Here is a 20,385-nt window from a genome sequence, read left to right on the forward strand (position 1 = left end):
CTGCGGAGCCGTCTGGCAACGAGGCCGGGTCAGGCGCCGCTGAAAGCGCGCCTGCGCAGTGAGCGGTAAACCGGTCCGGCGAAGCGCTTGGCCGGCTTTTTGAGGTTCCACATCAGCCACTGCCGGGCACGCGCGCCGCTGCGGCCGGTGGCGAGGTCGGCGACCTGTGCCGGACCGACTCCGCGCTGCAGCGCATAGCGGCCCAGGACCAGACTGTCGGCGACCCGTCCGACCGTGATGGTTGGCTCCGAGGTGAACAGGTACCGGATGCCGGCCTCCGCCGCCGCGCGCGCCACGCGCGTGGAGTGGAAGCCGCCGGGCACCGACGCTACCTCCACCGGCTGGCCGGTCAGGTCCGACAGCAGTGCCACGCTGTCGCGCCACTCGGCGGCGAGCGCGTCGGCGGCAAGCCGGGAAATGTCCGCCGGATGGGTGTGCGAATGGCTGCCGACCACATGCCCGCCGCCGATCAGCGCGCGCAGATCGGCGGTGGTGACAAAGCCGGGCGTGCCTACGCGGGCGCCGGTGATCAGGAAGTGCCCGGCCATGCCATGGCGGTCGAGCCGCCGCGCGGCATCCACCGCGCTCGCGCCGCCGTCGTCGAAGGTGATCAGGCAGGCGTCGCGCGCATCGCTGCCCAGGTCGCTGACACGTGGGAAGCGCAGGCCGGTCCGTGCCAGCGCCTGCAGCTGGTGCTCGAACGCGTCGTGGCTGAACTTGTACGAAGCGGCCGAGGGACCCGCGAAGCCGCTGGCGTCCCAGTCGCCGTTGGCAACGATGTCGTGGTACATCAGGCTCGCGATCGCCATCTCATTTCCCGTTGTGCAGTGCGCGTCGTGCGCGCAGGTAGCGACTCAGCCGCGGCTGACCCCATTCACCGCTGCGGCGTCCGCGGGTGTCGATCGGTTCGGCGGTGCCGGCGTGGATCTGGGCGAACCGGCAGGCCAGCGCGTCGAGATTGTCGGATACAGCCTTGCGCTGGATCACGGCGTAGCTTTCGCGGCGCTCGTCAAACGGGCAGCGGTAATAGCCAAGGACCGGTCCGGTATCGATGCCGGCGTCGATGCGCAGCAAGGTCATTCCGACGCGTTCGAGGTCGCGCTCGGCCAGCGCCCAGAAGCAGCCGTGGGCGTTGCGGTACTCAGGACAGATCCCCGGGTGCATCACCAGGGTGCCGGCCCGGGCGATCGAGAACACCCGCTTTGACAGCAGCTGCTTGCAACGCGCCAGGACGATGTCCGGGCGCAGGTCACGCAGCAAGGCGACGACCGCAGGGTCGTTGCCACTGGCGACGCGCAGTTGCGGTACTTCCGGCGCCGGGCCGTAGCGGCGTTCCATTTCCGCCAGGGTCGCGCGCATCCAGGCAGCATTGGCAGCGTGGTGGAACAGGCGCTGGTACAGCCGCATCGCCCCCACGTCGACCATGCCCAGCGCCCCGACCCTGCGATATTCGCGAAGGTAGCGGCGGCGCTTCTGCACCGCCCTCTCATCCAGCACCACGATGCCCGCCAGTGTCGAGAACGAGGCCAGCCAGGGCGCCAGTCCGCGCTGGTCGAACTCGGCGCCCGCATGGCAGATCAGGACCGTGCGCACCTCAGCCGCCCCACCACGGCCGTAAACGCCGGCCCGGCGGTTGGTAGTTGGCGCGGCGATTGTCCGGATTCAGCGGCATACACCAAGGTGTACGCAAAACGGGGCCGATTCATGCCATGCCCCTGGTCGCCAACACGCGGGCCGGTGCCGGCCCGCGCGTTGGTGTGTGGTCGACCCGGTCTCCCGTCAGCCGCTTCAGTCAGCCTCTGGAGCCCTGACAGGGGCCTTGCCTTGGGCAGCTTCGAAGTCGCCGGCGACGAAATATGAGATCTCGGCCGGGCGCAGGTGGCGGCGCAGCGCGGCGTGCACGCTGTCAGGCGTCTGCGCGCGCAGGTCGTCCTCGAACCTGGCCCAATCGGCCATGGTCCGGTCCAGGTACAGGTTGCCAGCGAGCATGCCCGCCAGCTCGCCGTCATCCGCGCGCGACGTGCGGCGGCCTTCAAGCATGCCTTCCACGGTCTCGGCCAGCTCTTCCCCGCCGATGCCCTTGTCCAGCAGCAGTGCCAGCTCCTCGGCCATCGCCGCCTCCACGCCCGGAATGTTCTCCGGCGCAGCGATGGCGTACAGCGTGAAGTTGCCCGCTTCGTCCAGCGCGCTGGCGCTGAGGTTCGAGCCAACGGCATAGCTGAGCCCGTCGCGCTCGCGGATGCGGTCGGCGAGTCGCGACTTGAGCATGCCGCCGCCGAGGATGTGATTGCCCAGTACCAGCGCAGGATAATCCTCGTGCTCCTCGCCCACCGGCACCGTTTGCACCGCGACCAGCATGGCGTTGGGTTTGTCCGGTGTTTCCAGCTGCTTACGCACGGCCGGCATGCTGTGGTAGGGCCCCGGGATGCGGGTGAAGGCGATCGGCGCCTCCCAGTCGCCCAGCAGTTCGGTCACCTGTGCCTGCACCGCCGCGGTGTCCACGTCGCCAACGATGCTGATGCTGGCGTCGGCGGCACCGTAGAAATCGCGGTGGAAGGCCCGCAGATCATCCAGCGTGGCTGTCTGGATGGCCTGGATCCGCTCTTCGAAACCGAGCTGGTGGTAGGGGTGGCCTTCAGGCCAGCGGTCGAAGTACCTGCCCGCAGCGTCGGAGGCAATTGCCTGAGGCTCGGTCATGCTGCTGCGGATGCCGGTCACCATCTGGGTACGCAGCTGCTCGAATTCACTGTCCGGCCAGGTCGGCTCGCGTAGCAGCGTGGTGGCCAGCTCCAGCAGCGCCGGCAGGTTGTCGCGGTCGGTGGTGCCGGTGACCGAGACAGTGGTAGCGCCACCGCTGATCATGAGCGTGGACTTGAGTTCGGTGAGCCTGCGCGAGATCGCCGCGCGGTCCAGCTCGCGGGTGCCGCGCATCAGCATCGGCGCAACCAGATTGCTTGCGAACGCGCGGTTGGTGAGTGACTGCTCATCGCCCAGACGCAGATTGATGCGCAGCTGCACGGACTGTCCGCGCGTCGACTTGGCCAGCACCGCCAGCTTCGCCCCGTTGTCCAGGGTGGTGGTCACGGTGCGAGAGTCGATATTGGCCGGCGACGGATCAAACGCCTCGCCGGCGGCCATCGCTTCGCGGCCCTGGTAGTCTTCCAGAAGGGTCGCCGCCTCCGGCGCCTCTGGAATCTCGACCTGTTCGGTGGCATCGCTGGGAATGAAGCGTCCGAGCGTGCGATTGCTGCGCCGCAGATAGGCGTCGGCGACCCTGGCCACGTCCTCTTCGGTGACCTGTTCGAGGTGGTCGCGGCCGAGCAGGAGAAGGCGCCAGTCACCCTGTGAGATCGCTTCGGAAAGCTCGATGCCGACCGCATTGGGATCGCGCATGGCCACCTCGATCGCGGTCAGCATCCGCTGTCGGGCCTGGGTCACCTCATCGGCGGTGAACGGCTCGCCGGCGGCTTCCTCGACCAGCTGGATGAACTGCGTTTCCAACGCATCCAGGTCGCTGCCTTCGGGCACCTCCACCCCCAACATCAGCAGACCGGGCTCATCGAGCGAGAAGTCGATCTGGAATACCCCGCTCGCCTTGCCCGACTCCACCAATGCACGGTGCAGCCGCCCGGTGGGCGTGTGGACAAGCACCTGCGCAAGCGTTGCCAGCGCGGCGCTGTCGGGATGGCGGGTGGCAGGAATGTGATAGGCCAGGACCATGTACGGCGTTTTGCCCACGCGGCGCGCGGTGACGCTGCGTTCGCCGTCCTGGGCCGGCTCCACGGTGTAGAACTGCGGCAACTCCCGCGAGGGCCGGGGGATGGCGCCGAAAGTGTCGGCGACCAGCTGCAGGGTCGCGTTCGGATCGAAGTCTCCGGCCACCACCAGCACAGCATTGTCGGGCTGGTACCAGGTGCGATAGAACGCCTGCAGCCGATCGATCGGCACGTTTTCCACGTCCGAGCGCGCGCCGATCGGCAGGTTGGAGTAGTTGTGCCACGCATAGGCGGAGGAGAGGATCCGCTGCGCGAGCAACATGATCGGGTTGTTCTGGCCCATCTCCATCTCGTTGCGGACCACGGTCATCTCGCTGTCCAGGTCCTCGCGCGAGATGTGCGAGTTGACCATGCGGTCGGCTTCCATCTGCAGCAGCCACGCCAGGGTGTCGGGACTGGTGGCAAAGCTGGCGAAATAGTTGGTGCGGTCCAGCGAGGTAGTGCCGTTGAAGCCGATGCCGCGCTTGCGCATCTCGCCGGCAATGTCGTCGTGCGTCGGCGTGCCCTTGAACACCAGGTGTTCAAGCAAATGCGCCATGCCGGTTTCGCCATAGTTCTCGTGGCGCGAGCCGACCAGGTAGGTCACGTTGACGGTGGTGACCGGCTTGCTGGAATCGGGAAACAGCACCACCCGCATGCCGTTGTCCAAGGCGTATTCGCTGATGCCTTCGGCGCTGAGCACCGGCTCGGCCGGAACCTGCTGGCGGGCGATCACTGGCGAAGTGAGCATCAGCGCCAGGACAGGCGCCATGAGCATCGCAGCCAGGCGCCGCGACCCCTGCAACCGTTTCAACATGGATTTCCCCTTCCTTTGGTGAGCGGCGAAAATAGCAAAAATCCCGCTGCCGATCCGGAACGGGCTCACAGCAGGTATGTTCAGTTGATGGATCTGCAAGCGCTGGGAATGGACAGGCCAGAAGACCGGGGGATTCCGATCCTGCATGCCGACGAGCATCTGGCGGTGGTCAACAAACCGCCGGGACTGACCGTGCATGACAGCCGCCTGGCCCGCGGTGAGACCGACTTCCTGGTCAACCGCCTGCGGGCGCAGCTTGGCCGGCCGGTGTATCCGGCCCATCGCCTGGACCGGGCCACCAGCGGCTGCCTGCTGCTGGCGTTCGACCGCGCCACCGCGGCGGCGCTGGGCGAGCAGCTGATGTCGCGCACCGTGGGCAAGGAGTATCTGGCAATCTGCCGCGGCTGGCCGGAGGCGGAGTTCACCGTTGACCATCCGCTGGATGGCGGGCCGGGGAAACCGCTGAAGAAGCCAGCCATCACCCGCTTCGAGCGGCTGGCCACGGCAGAGCTGGACGTGCCCTCGGCTGGCTTTCCCACCTCGCGCTATGCGCTGCTGCGGGCCATGCCGGAGACCGGGCGTTTCCGCCAGATCCGGCGTCACCTCAAGCATGCGTCACACCAGCTGATTGGCGATACCAGCCACGGCGACGGCCGCCACAACCGGCAGTACCGCATGATGGGCATCCACCGCATGCTGCTGCACGCCAGCGCGCTGGCGTTTGATCACCCGCAGGGCAGTCGCCGGCTGCGGGTCGAAGCGCCGCTGGAGGCGGAATTCGGCCGCGCCCTGGCGCTGTTCAAGCTGGAAGCGGGCGACCTCCAGGCCGCCCGTGACGAGGTGCTTATTCCCCGTTGAACTCGGCGGCCAGGTCCTGCTCAAGCTCGGCCAGGATCGGCATCAACATCTGCTGCACCGCCTGCATGGTGTTCTGCATCAGCTGGGGCATCTTGTCGAGCAGGTGCTGGCCGGCCTGGCTTTCATAGAACGTGATCATCGCGTCCATGTCTTCACCGGTGAAGGTGGCCATGTAGATATCGCGGTACACCGGCTCCAGCTTCTCCCAGGACAGCGCCTGGGCCATGGCGGTGTTGCCGCGGGCAACGATGCGATCGATCCGCTCGCGCTCGGCGGCGTCAAGCTGCTGGCCGGCGGTTGCCTGGGCCACCATCTGCTGCTGGGAAGCCTGCACCTGCGGCAGGATCGCTTCCAGCGTCTGCTGGGCGCGCATGACTTCCAGCAGGCGGCCGACCTGCTCCTGGGTGGGCTGCTGGGCAAAAGCCGGCGGCACCAGGACCAGCAGCACGGCGAGCGAGAACGTACGCAAATACAGTTTCATCGACATCTTCATGGACCTCTCCCCGAAAAGAGCGGCCATCCTCCCGTGGGCCGGCTGCCGGTGCAACAAGGGCGTGAGCAGCGGCGGGGATAGGCGGCGGGGATAGAATCAGCGCCAGGAGGGTGTCGATGGCGGTTCCGGAAATCCCAGAAGACGAGATCACCGAACGGTTCATCCGCGCGTCCGGGCCTGGGGGCCAGAACGTCAACAAGGTGGCGACCGCGGTGGAGCTGCGCTTCGACATCGCCGCCTCGCCGTCGCTGCCTGAACCCATTCGCGAGCGGCTCCTCTCGCGCCGCGACCGCCGCGTGACGTCAGAAGGAGTGCTGGTGATCAACGCCCAGCGCTACCGTACCCAGGAGCGCAATCGCGAAGATGCCAGGGCGCGCTTGCAGGACTTCATCGCCAAGGGGGCGCAGCCGCCCAAGCCGCGGATTGCCACCCGGCCGACCCGCGGTTCCAAGGAACGCCGCTTGCAGGACAAGCGCGTGCGTGGCCAGATCAAGCGTGGCCGTTCGGCCAGGGAGTGGGAGTAGCCAGTGGACAAGGGGGTTGAAGTGCCGCTGCTGCCCGAGGTGCCGCCCAGCGTGCCCCGGGTGCCCTACAGCGTTTTTTGGCGCTGGTTCGGGCGCACCGTGCTGCGGCTCGGCGGCTGGCGTGTGGTGGGGCCACTGCCTGATCTGCCCAAGGCCGTGGTGATCGCCGCGCCGCACTCATCCAACTGGGACGGGCTGTGGGGGTTCGCGGCCAAGCTGGCGCTGGGCATCCGCATTACCGTGCTCGGCAAGCACCAGCTGTTCTGGTGGCCGCTGTCGGTGCTGCTGGGCAAGCTCGGAGTGATCCCGGTGGACCGGAACGCGCCCCAGGGCACGGTGGGCCAGGCCGCGCAGATGCTGGTGCGTTCAGAGCAGCTGTGGTTTGCACTGGCTCCGGAAGGCACCCGCAAGCGGGTGGAGCACTGGAAGACAGGCTTCTGGAAGATTGCCGATGCCACCCGGACGCCGATCGTTCCCGCCTATTTCCACTATCCGGACAAGGTCATCGGTTTCGGCGAACCGTTCTACACCACCGGCGATGCCGAAGCCGATATTGCCCGCATCCGCACGTGGTACCGCCCCTGGCAGGGGCGCAACCGCGGGACGGAATGACATGATCACGGCAGGGAGGCCATGACATGAGCGGAAGGCGTTGGGCAGTGGTGGCCATGGTGGTGGCAGCGATCCTGGTGATCGTGGTGCCCATCTGGCGCTCTGGTGAACCGGTGCGGGAGAGCGCTGGGGTGACCGAAGCGGTGGAAGCCGCTCCCGACCGTCCTGTCGCCACACGGGGGACGGACAGGGGTGTTCCACGGTCAGTGGGCGTCGCAGATCTCCCCCTGCCCCCGCTGGATGCGCCGCTGCGGCTGGTGATGGATGACCTGGTGCGGCGCGCGGATACGGGCGACGTGGCAGCGGCATGCCGGGTCGCCGCGGAGCTGGAGCGCTGCGGGGAGCTGCGTCTTACGGTGGGCGCGTTCAGCGCCACGCGCAGGGAAATGCAGCGGCTGGTTGACGAAGCGCCGGATGAGCACAGGCAGGCCTTTGCCAGCCGCCTGGAAGAAATCGAAGCGATGGCGGAGACCGCGGCCAGTGACTCTGCGCACTGTGCCGACATCCAGGAACCCGATGCCGGTGAGCGTGCGCGCTATTGGCGCACCGCCGCGCTGGGTGGCCATCCGGCGGCGATCCGGCACTACGTCATCGGCAACGCGTTCCGGTTCGACGACATGATGGGTGCGGTGCCGGAGCTGGCCACCTATCACCGCGAAGCGGAAGCGATGGCCCGCCGGGCGGCCATCGGCGGCGACCTGGCCATGCTCCACGCATTGGCCATGGCGTACCTGCCACCGGATGACACGGTGCCCGAAACCGCCCGGCCGGGACGCCGGACCTTCCTCGCCCAGGTGGTCCAGCCCGACGCCGGGCAGGCATTGGCGGTGTTGTTTGCCATGCAGCGACACCCGACCGTGCGTGGGTTGCCGGAGGCCCACCGGTTGAGGATGGCGGTGGACTTCGGGCTCGAGCGCCTGGTCATGCAGGAGGGCGCCGCCGCGGTGAGCAAGGCCAGCGCCACCGCGGATGCCTGGGAGCGGTCATGGACGCCCACCAGGGAGGACCCGGCCGAGCTGGGGATATTCACCAACGGCGGGCTCAGCGACGTGCAACGCGAAGCCTGCGGGCCAGGCTGACCGGAGAGGGGAAGTGGGCGCCGCGGCTTAGCGCTCGGAGTGGCCGCTGTCCCAGTAGTCGCGCCGGGTGAACAGGTCGGGTTGCACCAGATCGACGAAGGCGCGCGCGGGAGGGGGCAATATCTTGCCCTTGCGCATGATCACCCCGTAGCTGCGCGCCGGGAACAGGCCGTCCAGTGGGCGGATCGCCAGCGTCTGGGCATCCGCCTCGTTGAGGCAGACCGAGGACACGATGCTGATCCCCATGCCCATCGCCACGTACTGCTTGATCACTTCCCAGCCGTCCACTTCCAGGGCCACGTGGTAGGGCACGCGGCTGCGCTGGAACACCTGGTCCACCAGGCGCAGGGTGACCTGGCGGCGCGGCGGCAGGATCAGGTCGTGGGCGGCGATGTCCTCCAGACCGGGCGTGGAGCCCTGCGCCAGCGGATGGTCGCGCGGGGTGATCAGCATGTGCTCGAAGCGGTAGGCCGGCGCGTAGTCGATGTCGGCCGGCACATCGACCATGGAGCCGAAGGTCAGGTCGACCACGTTGTCGCGCACCAGGTCGGCGCCGTCGGCGGTGATGGCGCTGTGCAGCACCACGCGCACATCGGGATGGGCGGCGCGAAAGGCGGCGATCAGCCTGGGCAGCAGGTACAGGGTGGTGGTGCTGTTGGCGGCGATGTTGAGTTCGCCCGCGTCCATGCCCCGGATCCGCTGCCGGAAGGTGTCGGGCAAGGCGTCGATGCTTTCCACCAGCGGCGCGGCCAGTTCGTACAGCACTTCGCCTTCGCGGGTGGGCAGCATCCGCCGTCCCGCCCGCTCCAGCAGCGGTACGCCCAGGTCGCGTTCAAGCGCCTGCAGCTGCTGGGTGACCGCCGGCTGGCTCACGAACAGCGCCTCTGCCGCCCGTGACACCGATCCCAGCCTGGCGGTCTGGCAAAACGCCCGCAGCGGCTTGATGCGGTCGCCCTTGTAGGCGAATCGCGGCGGTGTGACGGGATTTTCGCTCACGGCGCATATCCATATAAGTTTTACTAATGATAGGCATTGAAAAAAATGCTTTGTCAAATAGTTGGTGGCGGGAGACGGTGTTTCGCACCCGCAGCAATCCAGGAATGCCCCATGTCCGCCGTGCTCAAGGAACTTCCCCAGACGCTCTCCTCCCCAATGTGGACGCTGGACCTGTCCCTCTCCGCAGGCCCGGCCGCTGACCTGCTTCCGCCGGCGGCGCGCGCCTTCCTGGTCGACCTGCATCATCAGTTCGACGCCCGCCGCCTTGACCTGCTTGCTGCGCGCCGGGCCCGCCAGGTCCGCTTCGACGCTGGCCAGGTGCCGGACTTCCGCGAAGACACCCGGGCGATCCGTGAACGCGAGTGGCGGGTGGCGCCGCTGCCTGAAGCCTTGCGCGACCGGCGGGTGGAGATCACCGGCCCCGTGGACCCGAAGATGGTCATCAACGCGCTCAACTCTGGCGCGAACTGTTACATGGCGGATTTCGAGGATTCCACCGCGCCCACCTGGGACAACCTTACTGCCGGCCAGCGCGCGCTGCGCGGGGCGGCGCGAGGCACCCTGGAGTTCGAAGGCGGCGGCAAACAGTACCGCCTGCGCCCGTTTGATGAGCAGGCCGTGCTGCTGGTGCGCCCGCGCGGCTGGCACCTGGATGAGAAGCACGCGCTGGTCGACGGCGCGCGCTTGTCGGCCTCGCTGTTCGATGCCGGACTGCATGTTTTCCACAATGCGGACGTGCTTGCCGCGAAGGGCCGCGGACCCTATCTGTACCTGCCCAAGCTGGAGTCGATGGAAGAAGCGCAGCTTTGGGACGACGCCCTGGGGCATATGGAGCAGGCGCTCGGCCTGCCGGCCGGCCAGATCAAGGTCACCGTGCTGATCGAGACCCTGCCGGCGGCGTTCGAGATGGACGAGATCCTGCATGCGCTGCGCGGCCGCGTCGCCGGGCTGAACTGCGGGCGCTGGGACTACATTTTTTCGTACATCAAGACCTTCCGCCGGCATCCGGGGCGGGTATTGCCCGAGCGCGGCCAGGTGACCATGGCCCAGCCGTTCCTGAAGGCCTATGCGGAGCTGCTGATCCAGACCTGCCACCGCCGCGGCGCCCATGCCATGGGCGGCATGGCCGCGCAGATCCCGGTCAGTGGAGATCCGCAGGCCAATGCCCTCGCGCTGGCCAAGGTGCGCGCCGACAAACTGCGCGAGGTCACCGCGGGCCACGACGGCACCTGGGTGGCGCATCCGGCGCTGATTCCGCTTGCCCGGCAGGTGTTCGACGAGCGCATGCCCACCGCCCACCAGCAGCACCTGCTTCGCGACGACGTGCTGGTGGGGCGCGGCGAGCTGATCACTCCGCCGCTGGGCACCATTACCCGCACCGGCTTCGAGAACAACATCGAAGTGTGCGTGCGCTACCTCGCCGCATGGCTCGACGGCAGCGGCTGCGTGCCGATCCACTGGCTGATGGAAGATGCGGCCACCGCCGAGATCGCTCGCGCCCAGCTGTGGCAGTGGCTGCACCATTCCGGATCGTTCGGCCAGGAGGCTCGCGGCGGCGAGGGCAACGCCGCGCGCGAGCCGCTGTATCTGGATGACGGGACTGCCATCGACGCCGTGCTGTTCGAAGCGGCCCTGCTCAACGTGGCCTCGCGCCTGGCCGACCCGGCGCTCCCCGGCGCCGGCCGCATGCGCGAGGCGCTGGCCATGCTCGAAGACCTCACCCGCCGCGACACGCTCGAAGACTTCCTCACCGTCCCCGCCTACGAGCGCTTGTGAGCGCGGCAGACGGTTGCCATTCCCGCTGGTCCCGCCATTCCCGCAATTTGCAATTCGCGAACCACGACTTCCGGAGTCCGACATGACCACCCGCCAGCAGCAGATCGAATCCCTCACCCATGACTGGTCCAGCAATCCGCGCTGGAACGGCACCGAGCGCCCGTACTCCGCCGCCGATGTCGTTCGCCTGCGCGGCAGCGTGCAGCCCGAACACACCCTGGCAAAGCGCGGCGCGGAGAAACTGTGGCAGCTGGTCAATGGCGAGGCGAAGAAAGGCTACGTCAACGCCTTCGGCGCGATCAGCGGCGGTCAGGCCATGCAGCAGGCCAAGGCCGGGCTGGAGGCGGTGTACCTGTCCGGCTGGCAGGTGGCGGCCGATGGCAACACGTCGGAAACCATGTACCCCGACCAGTCGCTGTACGCCTACGACTCGGTGCCGGCCATGGTCCGGCGCATCAACAACACCTTCCAGCGCGCCGACCAGATCCAATGGAAGGCGGTCTGCGACGGCAAGCTGGAGGAGAAAGACGCGATCGACTTCTTCCTGCCGATCGTGGCCGACGCCGAAGCCGGCTTCGGCGGCGTTCTCAACGGCTTCGAGCTGATGAAGAACATGATCGCCGCCGGCGCAGCGGGCGTGCACTTCGAAGACCAGCTGGCGGCGGTGAAGAAGTGCGGCCACATGGGCGGCAAGGTGCTGGTGCCCACCGCCGAAGCGGTGCAGAAGCTGGTCGCCGCGCGCCTGGCCGCCGACGTGGCCGGCGTGCCGACCATCGTGCTGGCCCGCACCGACGCCGAGGCCGCCACCCTCATCACTTCCGACCACGACGCCAACGACGTTCCCTTCCTCGCCGGTGAACGCACCGCCGAAGGCTTCTACAAGGTACGCAACGGGCTGGAGCAGTCGATCAGCCGCGGTGTCGCCTACGCACCCTACGCCGATCTGGTGTGGTGCGAGACCGGCACTCCGGATATCGGCTTCGCCCGCGAATTCGCCCAGGCCGTGCACGCGAAATCTCCCGGCAAGCTGCTGGCCTACAACTGCTCGCCCAGCTTCAACTGGAAGAAGAACCTAGACGACCGCCAGATCGCCAGCTTCCAGGACGACCTGGCCGCGCTCGGCTACCGCTTCCAGTTCATCACCCTGGCCGGCATCCACATCAACTGGTTCAACAGCTTCAAGTTCGCCCACGACTACGCCCGCGGCGAAGGCATGCGTCATTACGTGGAACAAGTGCAGGAGCCGGAGTTTGCAGCGCGGGCGCTCGGCTACACCTTTGTGTCCCACCAGCAGGAGGTCGGCGCCGGCTACTTCGACGACGTCACCACCGTGATCCAGGGTGGCGCCTCCAGCGTCACCGCCATGGACGGATCAACCGAGGAGGCGCAGTTCCAGGAGCGGCGCAGAGCGGCGGCCTAGGGCCGCATCACCCGCGGTCCACCAGCGGGCCTGACCCCGCGTAGGAGAGCGTCTTACGCGCGAAGCCGCGTGAATCCGGGCGCCCGGGTCGCCTCGGCAGCGACGCCGGAACCGAAGCCCCAAGGCGTTGCCAAACGTCACGCGGTATCGCGCGCATGGCGCGCTCCTACAAAAGCGGGGCACGCTGCCGGGTGGCCCTGGGGGGGGCGGGATCATGCCGCCAGCCCCGCCTCCATCCGCCGGAAGTACGGCCACAGCGCCCCAGCGCGGGCGATGACGTAGACCACGAACGCCGCCCACAGGCCGTGGTTGCCCCAGGCGGCGGTGAACGGCCAGGCCGCGAGCAGGAACACGACCAGCGAGATCACCCCGGCATTGCGCATCTCGCGGGTGCGGGTGGCGCCGATGAAGACGCCGTCGAGCTGGAATGCCGCGACTGAAACCAGTACGTACACCGCCGCCCACGGCAGGTTGGCGAAGGCGGCCTCGCGCACGTTGGGCAGGGTGGTGATGGCGCTGACGGCGGGTTGGCCAAGCAGCAGGATCAGCGCGGCCAGAACTGCGGCGGTGCCGACGGCCAGCTCGCTGGTCAGACGTACCGCGCGGCGAAAGCGGTCGCGGCTGCGCGCCCCCCAGGCCGCACCCACCCGGGCTTCGGCCACGAAGGCGAAGCCGTCCAGGAAGAACGCGCTGAAGGACACCAGCTGCAGCAGGATGTGGTTGGCGGCAAGGGTCACATCGCCGAAGCGGGCGCCGGCGTTGGCAAACCAGGCGAAGGCGAACAGCAGGCACAGGGTGCGGATCAGGATGTCGCCATTGGCCGCCATCGACTGGCGGATGCGCTGGGCATCGGCAATGCGCTCCCAGGACAGGAACGCACCGCTGTCTGCATGGTGGGCGCGCAGGACCCGCCAGACGATCGCGAGTGCGACCCCGCAGGTGCTCCACTCGGCGATCGCCGTGCCCAGGCCGATGCCGCGCACCCCCATGCCCAGGTAACCAGCAAACCAGATGTCCAGGCCCGCGTTGAGTCCATTGAGCAACAGCTGCACGATCAGCAGTTCGCGGCTGCGGCCCAGGCCGATCAGCAGGCCGCTGCAAGCGAACAGGGTGAGCGCCGCTGGTGCGCCCCAGATGCGGGTCTGGAAGTACCCGGCGGTGGCGGCCTCGACCGCTTCGCTGCCGTCCATCAGTCCCAGGTACAGCCTGACCACCGGCCACTGCACCGCGATCAGGATCGCGCCCAGGCCCAATGCCATCAGCACCGCGCGGCTCACCGCGGCGCGTACTTCGGCCTCGTCTCCCGCGCCTGCGGCCTGGGCCACGAAGCCCGTGGTGCCCATGCGCAGGAAGCCGAAACTCCAGTAGACGAAGTTGAACAGCAGCGCGCCCAGCGCCAGGCCGCCAAGTTCAGTGGCGGTGCCGTAGTGGCCGATGACCGCGGTGTCGACCAGTCCCAGCGCGGGGACGGCGGCGTTGGCGAGGATGATCGGCCATGCCTGGCGGGCGACAGAGCCGCGGGTCAGGGGGGCGGGGGAGGAAACGGTCATGGCCGATATGATGCCGCCCCGACCGGAATCCGGAGAGCGTCGAGAAGTTGCAGGACTCTTGCATGCTCGGTGTTGCTTGGGACGATGTCGAATTTGGCCGGGGCCCGTCAGGAGGTTGCGCCTTGCGAACCGTTCAGCTAGGGTTTGGCGTCGCTCAATGAAGAGCGACTGAACGTCACATCCGTGTCGTTCATTTCCATAGCACAAGGAAAGCAGCTATGAAGACGGAACTGTTTGTAATTGAGGAGCTGGAAGCCCGCTTCGAAATGGAAGTGGTTAACATTGGCGGAGCGGCGTGGGACACGTCCTTGAGCCAGGGGAGTGAGGCAGCTAATGAAGCGTGCTGTCACAACTACACGTGTATCGGCGGTGACGTAAGGCCGCTGTAATGCGTGCGGCACTCACGTCATGCGTGGGTGCCGTTTGAACCCTCCGCCTGTCCCAACTGAATGAACTCATCAAGTGCCTGCCCGGTAACGCGGGGAGACGTGATTGTCGAGCCTTCCGAAAGTGTAGGGGGGCGCGAACGGTATATCGTGGCCGTTGACTGGCATCACTTTCTTGTGGATCGTGCTACCGCGTGCCTGATCGACGCGCTTCGCGCCCAGACGACCTACAAGCTGTTGGCCGAGCATATGCGGCGCGAGGTAGGGGACAGTCTGGATCCCGATTTTCTCCGGGAGGTCGTGGAAAACCAGCTTCCGCCTGCAATCTTTCAGCGATCGGAAGAAGGTCAGAAAACACCGTTCAGTTGGAGGATACACCTGTTCTCCAGAGCGGCACTGGAGCCTTTGGTGCGAGTTACCTCGCGACTGGTGAACAAACCGCTGGCCATGACGTTCCTTGTCCTCTTGATAGCAGTTGACGTTGCGGTGCTCTCCAAATGGATCCAAGATCCGCTGCCACTGCGAGGAGGCGGGATGACGAACTGGCTTCCGGTGATGGGACTGGTGCTCGTCGGCGTTCTCATTCATGAGCTTGGACACGTTAGTGCACTCCGGCGCTTCGGTCGAAAGAGTGGGGGCATCGGCTTCGGAATCTACTGGATCTTTCCCACGTTCTATGCCGACGTGTCCGAGGCATGGCGTCTTCGCGCGCGGCATCGTGCAGTGGTCGATGCTGGCGGTCTGTACTTCCAGGGCATCTACATGGTGGGCATTGGGGCGTGGGCGCTGGTCTCCAAGGATCCGGTCATACCCCTACTGGTGATGTGGATAAGTCATTTAATGATGCTTTACACGTTGAATCCCACGCTCAAGTTCGACGGATACTGGCTGCTGACGGATCTGACCGGTTACACGAATCTGCACTCCCGGATCACGGACTGTGCGCGTCAGGTGGCCGCGCGACTGCTCGGGCGGCCCGGCCAATCGCCACTTGGCAACCCTCAGAAGTGGGCGCTGGCGGGTTTCTCGACGGCCACGGTTCTGTACTTCGGTTACCTGTTCGCGTCCCTGGGTACGGCCCTTGTGCGGACGGTGCAGAATATTTTCTCGGGCGTTGATCACAGCCGGGGCGACATCGTAACGGCTGTTATTGTCGCCAGCCTTCTTTCACTCATCGTCTTGGTTCTTCTGCGCAGGTGCGTCCGGGCGCTCTGGGGGATTTTCAAACCGGAAGCTCATGCAGCATCGGACAAGGAAGCACAATGAGAATATCTTTGGGTTGCCTGCTGTGGCAGCAATTGCTGGTGCGGCAAATTCGGTCCTATGGACCAAATTTACTTCTTGTTCTTCCGGCGACGGATCGCTCGGTCGAACTGGCGCGAGCTGTATGTCAGGCTGGAGCGTGTTGGGTTACCAAAGGCGCCATTTTTGACAATCTGGCGCCTAAGGACCCGCTGGTCGGGCGTCTGAGGACGCCTGCAGAGATCATCCAAGCTGCATCAAGATCTGGGCCGCTGGAACAACCCGTCATCAGCTTCCCTGAGCTGATCGTTGGCGATGGTCCCTCGTTCGTTAAGGTGAAGTTCCTGGGGCAGGCTAGGTTCTTCTCCGTCATGGAGCCTTTGCTGGCACTGCGACATGCGCCAAAGCTCCTGAGTGTTTCCTCGTGGCTCGGAGCGCGGACATACCAACTGCGCCCGATCACCCTTGGCCCGCACCAAGAGTCTGACATTCTGCACTCCACCCTTCGAGACCTGCTGCGGCCCATTGAAAGAGAGGCTTGGCTGAATCCTCGCGACTGGCGCGCGGGGAACAGCCTGGCCGCAAAGACCGAGGACGGCTTTCATGCCAGTTTGAGGGAGGACTGCCGCGACCTCGAGTCGATCCTGCGGACGATGCTCCTGCACAAGGTCGGGTGCGAACGGGACATTCAGAGATTGATAGAAGCGCTCAACGAGTATGGCAAGGGGAGCCTGCTCGTCACGTCGGTGAACACACAGCAATCAGGATGATTGAATATGGACAAAGACAGGAAATGGCGGCGGTTATCCTTGGCGGTCAGGTGGGTGGTGCTGGTTGCGCTATGTGCTTCGATGATCGGGTGTAAAACGATTCGTGTGTCGGAATCTGACTTCATGCGACCAGATCATCGACCGGACGCCGAGCTGCGCGAGGGCCAGGTCATTGATCGATCGGTGATCGAAACCCACAATGGCCAGATCGCAGTTACGCGAATCTCCAAGCCTGGAAACAAGGTTGCAGTCCTTTACTGCGGTGGTAACCAGTTCCGGACCAACGTTGAGGGAGGGCGAGTAAGTGCGGCGTTGCCTTCCTCGGTTGATGTCGTCATGTTTGATTATCCGGGCTATGGGGGTAGCTCCGGGACGCCCACGGTCGAAGGGCTGATGCAGGCCGCAATCCTCGTCTACGACGCGCACATGGTGGGTGATGGTGCGTCATACGACCAGCGTGCTGTTTACGGCGCGTCCATGGGCGGGTTCATGGCAACCCATGTAGCGGCAGAGCGATCGCCCGAGATGCTTGTTCTGGAGGGAACTGCGCCGAGCGTATCCGAGCTGATGCGAAGCCTCGTGCCATGGTTCGCGAAGCCCTTTGTTTCCTTCGAGGTCGACTCTCGCCTATCGCAGATAGATAACGTTTCCCGTCTGGCGGACTTTCAGGGCAAGGTGCTGTTGCTTGTTGGGGAGGCCGATACACAAACTCGACCATCGCTCATGCGCAGGCTGAGGGATGACCTGGAAAGCAATGGGGTCGACGCGGACCTTCATGTGATTCCAGGTCGCGGCCACGGCAATACCATAGAACACGCCGGGGCGCGTGAAGTTGTCCAAGGGTTTCTGGGAGAGTGGCCGTGATGCTGCGGCGACTGGCCTATGCTGCCGTGCCCGCCGGAGTTGCCCTAGCACGGCTTTTGCCGGAAGTTAGGCATCCCGGGAAGAAGGCAAGCCGGACACTGCGGGAACTCGAGATCGATTTCGGGATTGGTCGCCGGAAATTCGAATCTGATGTATTGCTTTCACTCTGGCGGTCGATGCTGCTGCTGCGCTGCGGATTCCAGGCTCCGGTTAAGGAGGTGGAGAAAATCCTTCGCACGCGCGTCCGGGTGGATTCAGCATCACGCTTGCATGATATGTTATCGCAGTCAGGCGGACTTATCCTCGCAACACCTCATTACGGGGCCTTCATACCGCTCCTGATGAAGCTAAGCCAACTTTGCAACGGCAGGAAAAAGCTCAACGTAATATTCAACGACCCGAAGGTCACGCCGAGCAACGCCCAATACGGGGAATTGTTCACGCGGCTGGGTTGTGATGGTTCGGTTCTGTACCCTGACCGCAGGGGCACGGTGGCCGCGCTCAAGGCACTCAAACGAGGGGAATGCCTTGCGATCCTGCCCGACGTCTATTTCGAGTCGTCCACGACCACGGCGGTGCCGTTCTTGGGACGCCTGCTGCGGGTGATGCCAGGCACTGCGTTTTTCGCTACTCGGACGAATTCGACTGTGGTGCCTCTTTACGCGACTCCCGGTGCGTCCTTCGGGTTTGACGTCGTAATGGGGAACCCAATTGATCCGTCCCGCTACGCAGACGAGGATGAAGCGCAATCCCAGTTCCAGTTTATGACCGCCTTGGTTTCCGAGATGGAACGACAATTCCGAGAGGACCCCGTCCATTGGAATTATTGGGTTTCGTTGCGAGAGCGTTCAAGCAGATTGCTGGACCGGGAACTGGTGACGTCGGAAGATTTTGTCGCTGCGCTACGGGACAAGCTGCTTTCCTCGCCTACGCTGCTCAGACGTATCCCTCTCCTGGGTGACGGCTTCGCCGCGATTTCACAATAAACCTAATGTTCGCCGCTGGTGTCCTCCCATGCCGCAGAGATGCCCCGGCGATCGCAACCAGGCGCACCGGGGTTCTCCGCCCACCGTGTGGTTGAAGGTGTCGGCCGCGTGGGGGCGGCCTAGTTGCGGACCTCGGGAGTGTGCGATTCGAGCGCTTCGGCCAACCCCGGAACGATGTCGGCGCCGGTCGGCACCTGGATGCTGGAGCCGGTGAGGTCGCCGATCGGTTCGGCGCGCCCGCCCAGGCACTGGCTGAGGAAACCCTCGGCCACCGCGTTGAACGCCATGTTGTTCTCCGGCCGGGCGAAGCCGTGGCCCTCGTCGGGGAACAGCACGTAGGTCACCGGGATTTCCTTCTCCGTCATCGCGTCGACGATCTGGTCGCTCTCGGCCTGCTTGACCCGTGGATCGTTGGCGCCTTGGCCGATCAGCAGCGGCTTGCTGATGTTGTCCACGTGGGACAGCGGCGAGCGCTCGGTCAGCCAGGTGCGGCCTTCATCGGTGCGCGGGTCGCCCATGCGGCGGGCAAGCTGCTCAAAGAAGCTCGCCCAGTACGGGGGTACGGTTTCAAGCAGGGTGTTGAGGTTGGACGGCCCCACGATGTCCACGCCGCAGGCGAAGGTGTCGGGGGTGAAGGTCAGGCCGGCGAGCGTCGCATAGCCGCCGTAGCTGCCGCCCATGATGGCCACCTTGTCCTCGGTGGTGATGCCTTCGTTGACCGCCCATTGCACCGCATCGATGAGGTCGTCATGCATCTTCGCGCCCCACTGGCCGTCGCCGGCGTTGGTGAACTCCTTGCCGAAGCCGGTGGAGCCGCGGAAGTTCACGCTCAGCACCGCGTAGCCGCGGTTGGCCAGCCACTGGTCGTAGCTGCTGTAGCCGTAATAGTCGCGCGCCCACGGGCCGCCGTGCACCAGCAGGACCATCGGCACAGCGGTGTCGGGCTTGCCGTCGCCGTCAGGGTCGGCGTGGGCGGGCAGGGTGAGGTAGCTGACCAGGTTAAGGCCGTCCCGTGAGCTCAGCTCGACTGGCCACATCGGCACCAGCGGCATGCCATCCAGCGCAGGACGGGCCGAGAACAGCTCGGCCAGCTCGCCGCTGTCGCGGTCGTAGCGGTAGTACCTGGCCGGGGCCTCGGCGGCGGAATAGGTGACGATCCAGGTGCGGTCGTCGAGGGTGCGCGAGCCCACGCCCACTTCGCCCGGGCCGATCTGTTCCAGCTTCTCCAGGTCCGCGGCGATGCTGTCGTCCAGCACCGTCCACTCGTCGCGCAGGTAGTTGACCGACACCGCCTGGATTTCGCCGGTGGCCGGGTCGGACAGGCTGCCGCTGACGTCGGCGCGCCCGTCTTCATGGATCAGGGTCCGCTCTCCGCTGGCGGTATCGATCGCGTACAGGGCGGAGGTGTTGCGATCGCGCGAATCGAGCATGTACAGGGTCTGCCCATCCAGGGTCAGGCCGCTGGGGGAGGTGCTCATCGCGTCTTCGAACGGGATCGCATCGTGTTCCTGCCAGCCATCGCCCTCGCGGCGCAGGATGTCCATGCCGCCGTCCTGGCGCGAACGCATGGCGTAGCGCAGGTTGTAGTCGGCGTCGGCCAGGTAGCCGGCGATCTTGCCGCTGTTTTCTTCCACCAGCGTGCGCTCGCCGCTGGCCAGGTCCACCCGGTACAGGTCGTGCCACTGCGGGTCGCGGTCGTTCATGCCCACCAGGATGCTGTCCGGGTGGTTGCGGCTGACTCCGACCACGGTGGCCGTGGTTTTCTCGAACGGCGTCAGGTCGCGGCTTTCGCTGCTCTCCAAGTCCAGCGCATAGAGGTGGAAGTCTTCGTCGCCACCGCTGTCACGCAGGTACAGCAGGGTGCCGGGACGATAGCTCCAGAAATAGGCGCGGATGCCCCGACCCTCGTCACGGGTGACCGGACGCGCGTTGTTGAGGTCATCGGCGGGGGCAACCCAGAGGTTGAGCACCCCGCCGACCGGTGCGATCCAGCTCAGGTACTGGCCGTCCGGGCTGATGCGCACACTGGCGCGCTCGGGGTTGCCAAACAGGGCTTCGCGCGGGATCAGCTCCACTTCGTCGATGGAGGACGGCCCGGTGCGGACGGCGGTGTCCGTGTCGCCGTTGTCACCGCGCGGACCGCAGGCGGCGAGGGACAGTGCGATGCAGCTGGCAAGCAGCAGTGAACGATGTTGCATTGGTATTCCCCGTTGAGTGGTGCAGCACCGGCGGAATTTAGCCGGAACCGGGGCTTCGC

General features: G+C 65.9%; 17 protein-coding genes. 10 read left to right on the plus strand and 7 right to left on the minus strand.

The window, feature by feature from the left end:
- Positions 1–29: 29 nt before the first annotated feature.
- The 3 genes from ACW7G3_RS05295 to ACW7G3_RS05305 all read right to left on the minus strand — a co-directional run bounded on the left by ACW7G3_RS05295 (position 30) and on the right by ACW7G3_RS05305 (position 4,572).
- Positions 30–809 carry a polysaccharide deacetylase family protein gene (locus ACW7G3_RS05295; protein WP_456981526.1) on the minus strand — a complete coding sequence of 260 codons (780 nt, stop codon included), beginning with the start codon at positions 807–809 and terminating at the stop codon, positions 30–32.
- A 1-nt stretch (position 810) separates the two neighbouring features.
- Positions 811–1,593 carry a formyltransferase family protein gene (locus ACW7G3_RS05300; protein ID WP_456981528.1) on the minus strand — a complete coding sequence of 261 codons (783 nt, stop codon included), beginning with the start codon at positions 1,591–1,593 and terminating at the stop codon, positions 811–813.
- A 195-nt stretch (positions 1,594–1,788) separates the two neighbouring features.
- Entirely contained in the window at positions 1,789–4,572 is a 2,784-nt protein-coding gene (locus ACW7G3_RS05305) for a M16 family metallopeptidase (RefSeq protein WP_456981530.1), read from the minus strand.
- Positions 4,573–4,680: 108 nt separating this feature from the next.
- Here ACW7G3_RS05305 and ACW7G3_RS05310 point away from each other — a divergent pair, with 108 nt between their 5' ends.
- Positions 4,681–5,430, plus strand: coding sequence for a pseudouridine synthase (locus tag ACW7G3_RS05310; RefSeq protein ID WP_456981532.1), 750 nt, complete (start codon positions 4,681–4,683; stop codon positions 5,428–5,430).
- On the opposite strand, the gene ACW7G3_RS05315 is transcribed toward ACW7G3_RS05310, so the two are convergent.
- A complete protein-coding gene (locus ACW7G3_RS05315) occupies positions 5,417–5,911 on the minus strand; it encodes a DUF2059 domain-containing protein (protein ID WP_456981534.1) in 495 nt (164 codons plus the stop codon). The genes ACW7G3_RS05310 and ACW7G3_RS05315 overlap by 14 nt on opposite strands.
- A gap of 128 nt (positions 5,912–6,039) precedes the next feature.
- Between ACW7G3_RS05315 and arfB the strand changes: the two genes are divergently transcribed.
- The 3 genes from arfB to ACW7G3_RS05330 are packed head-to-tail and all read left to right on the plus strand — an operon-like array spanning position 6,040 to position 8,138.
- Complete coding sequence (gene arfB, locus ACW7G3_RS05320) at positions 6,040–6,447, plus strand: alternative ribosome rescue aminoacyl-tRNA hydrolase ArfB (RefSeq protein WP_456981536.1); 408 nt, start codon at positions 6,040–6,042, stop codon at positions 6,445–6,447.
- Between the two features lie 21 nt (positions 6,448–6,468).
- Positions 6,469–7,059 (plus strand): lysophospholipid acyltransferase family protein, encoded by a 591-nt coding sequence (locus ACW7G3_RS05325; protein ID WP_456981833.1) that lies wholly within the window; start codon positions 6,469–6,471, stop codon positions 7,057–7,059.
- A 26-nt stretch (positions 7,060–7,085) separates the two neighbouring features.
- Complete coding sequence (locus tag ACW7G3_RS05330) at positions 7,086–8,138, plus strand: hypothetical protein (RefSeq protein ID WP_456981537.1); 1,053 nt, start codon at positions 7,086–7,088, stop codon at positions 8,136–8,138.
- 27 nt (positions 8,139–8,165) lie between these two features.
- Here ACW7G3_RS05330 and ACW7G3_RS05335 read toward each other — a convergent pair whose 3' ends face one another.
- Positions 8,166–9,134, minus strand: coding sequence for a LysR family transcriptional regulator (locus ACW7G3_RS05335; RefSeq protein WP_456981539.1), 969 nt, complete (start codon positions 9,132–9,134; stop codon positions 8,166–8,168).
- 111 nt (positions 9,135–9,245) lie between these two features.
- On the opposite strand from ACW7G3_RS05335, the gene aceB reads away from it, so the two are divergent.
- A complete protein-coding gene (aceB, locus tag ACW7G3_RS05340; RefSeq protein ID WP_456981541.1) occupies positions 9,246–10,910 on the plus strand; it encodes a malate synthase A in 1,665 nt (554 codons plus the stop codon).
- Positions 10,911–10,992: 82 nt separating this feature from the next.
- Positions 10,993–12,330, plus strand: a complete 1,338-nt coding sequence (gene aceA / locus ACW7G3_RS05345; protein WP_456974443.1) for an isocitrate lyase — start codon at positions 10,993–10,995, stop codon at positions 12,328–12,330.
- 212 nt (positions 12,331–12,542) lie between these two features.
- On the opposite strand, the gene ACW7G3_RS05350 is transcribed toward aceA, so the two are convergent.
- Entirely contained in the window at positions 12,543–13,880 is a 1,338-nt protein-coding gene (locus ACW7G3_RS05350; RefSeq protein ID WP_456981543.1) for an MATE family efflux transporter, read from the minus strand.
- Positions 13,881–14,329: 449 nt separating this feature from the next.
- Between ACW7G3_RS05350 and ACW7G3_RS05355 the strand changes: the two genes are divergently transcribed.
- The 4 genes from ACW7G3_RS05355 to ACW7G3_RS05370 are packed head-to-tail and all read left to right on the plus strand — an operon-like array spanning position 14,330 to position 18,128.
- A complete protein-coding gene (locus tag ACW7G3_RS05355; RefSeq protein WP_456981545.1) occupies positions 14,330–15,532 on the plus strand; it encodes a hypothetical protein in 1,203 nt (400 codons plus the stop codon).
- A complete protein-coding gene (locus tag ACW7G3_RS05360; RefSeq protein WP_456981546.1) occupies positions 15,529–16,278 on the plus strand; it encodes a hypothetical protein in 750 nt (249 codons plus the stop codon). Before ACW7G3_RS05355 ends, ACW7G3_RS05360 begins: the two co-directional genes overlap by 4 nt.
- Before the next feature lie 6 nt (positions 16,279–16,284).
- Entirely contained in the window at positions 16,285–17,142 is an 858-nt protein-coding gene (locus ACW7G3_RS05365; protein ID WP_456981548.1) for an alpha/beta hydrolase family protein, read from the plus strand.
- The gene (locus tag ACW7G3_RS05370) at positions 17,142–18,128 is read left to right on the plus strand and encodes a lysophospholipid acyltransferase family protein (protein ID WP_456981549.1); all 987 of its coding nucleotides are present in this window, start codon (positions 17,142–17,144) and stop codon (positions 18,126–18,128) included. The genes ACW7G3_RS05365 and ACW7G3_RS05370 overlap by 1 nt, the downstream gene beginning before the upstream one ends.
- A 119-nt stretch (positions 18,129–18,247) precedes the next feature.
- Here ACW7G3_RS05370 and ACW7G3_RS05375 read toward each other — a convergent pair whose 3' ends face one another.
- The gene (locus ACW7G3_RS05375) at positions 18,248–20,326 is read right to left on the minus strand and encodes an alpha/beta fold hydrolase (RefSeq protein ID WP_456981551.1); all 2,079 of its coding nucleotides are present in this window, start codon (positions 20,324–20,326) and stop codon (positions 18,248–18,250) included.
- Between the last annotated feature and the right edge of the window lie 59 nt (positions 20,327–20,385).

This window comes from Luteimonas sp. A478, assembly GCF_054052025.1.

Bases quoted from the DNA above. Each gene is read 5' to 3' on its own strand.
- ACW7G3_RS05355 (WP_456981545.1), top strand. From the start codon at position 14,330: ATGAACTCATCAAGTGCCTGCCCGGTAACGCGGGGAGACGTGATTGTC.
- ACW7G3_RS05315 (WP_456981534.1), bottom strand. From the start codon at position 5,911: ATGAAACTGTATTTGCGTACGTTCTCGCTCGCCGTGCTGCTGGTCCTG.
- aceB (WP_456981541.1), top strand. From the start codon at position 9,246: ATGTCCGCCGTGCTCAAGGAACTTCCCCAGACGCTCTCCTCCCCAATG.
- ACW7G3_RS05330 (WP_456981537.1), top strand. From the start codon at position 7,086: ATGAGCGGAAGGCGTTGGGCAGTGGTGGCCATGGTGGTGGCAGCGATC.
- arfB (WP_456981536.1), top strand. From the start codon at position 6,040: ATGGCGGTTCCGGAAATCCCAGAAGACGAGATCACCGAACGGTTCATC.
- ACW7G3_RS05365 (WP_456981548.1), top strand. From the start codon at position 16,285: ATGGACAAAGACAGGAAATGGCGGCGGTTATCCTTGGCGGTCAGGTGG.
- aceA (WP_456974443.1), top strand. From the start codon at position 10,993: ATGACCACCCGCCAGCAGCAGATCGAATCCCTCACCCATGACTGGTCC.
- ACW7G3_RS05295 (WP_456981526.1), bottom strand. From the start codon at position 809: ATGGCGATCGCGAGCCTGATGTACCACGACATCGTTGCCAACGGCGAC.
- ACW7G3_RS05305 (WP_456981530.1), bottom strand. From the start codon at position 4,572: ATGTTGAAACGGTTGCAGGGGTCGCGGCGCCTGGCTGCGATGCTCATG.
- ACW7G3_RS05310 (WP_456981532.1), top strand. From the start codon at position 4,681: ATGGACAGGCCAGAAGACCGGGGGATTCCGATCCTGCATGCCGACGAG.
- ACW7G3_RS05370 (WP_456981549.1), top strand. From the start codon at position 17,142: ATGCTGCGGCGACTGGCCTATGCTGCCGTGCCCGCCGGAGTTGCCCTA.
- ACW7G3_RS05375 (WP_456981551.1), bottom strand. From the start codon at position 20,326: ATGCAACATCGTTCACTGCTGCTTGCCAGCTGCATCGCACTGTCCCTC.
- ACW7G3_RS05360 (WP_456981546.1), top strand. From the start codon at position 15,529: ATGAGAATATCTTTGGGTTGCCTGCTGTGGCAGCAATTGCTGGTGCGG.
- ACW7G3_RS05350 (WP_456981543.1), bottom strand. From the start codon at position 13,880: ATGACCGTTTCCTCCCCCGCCCCCCTGACCCGCGGCTCTGTCGCCCGC.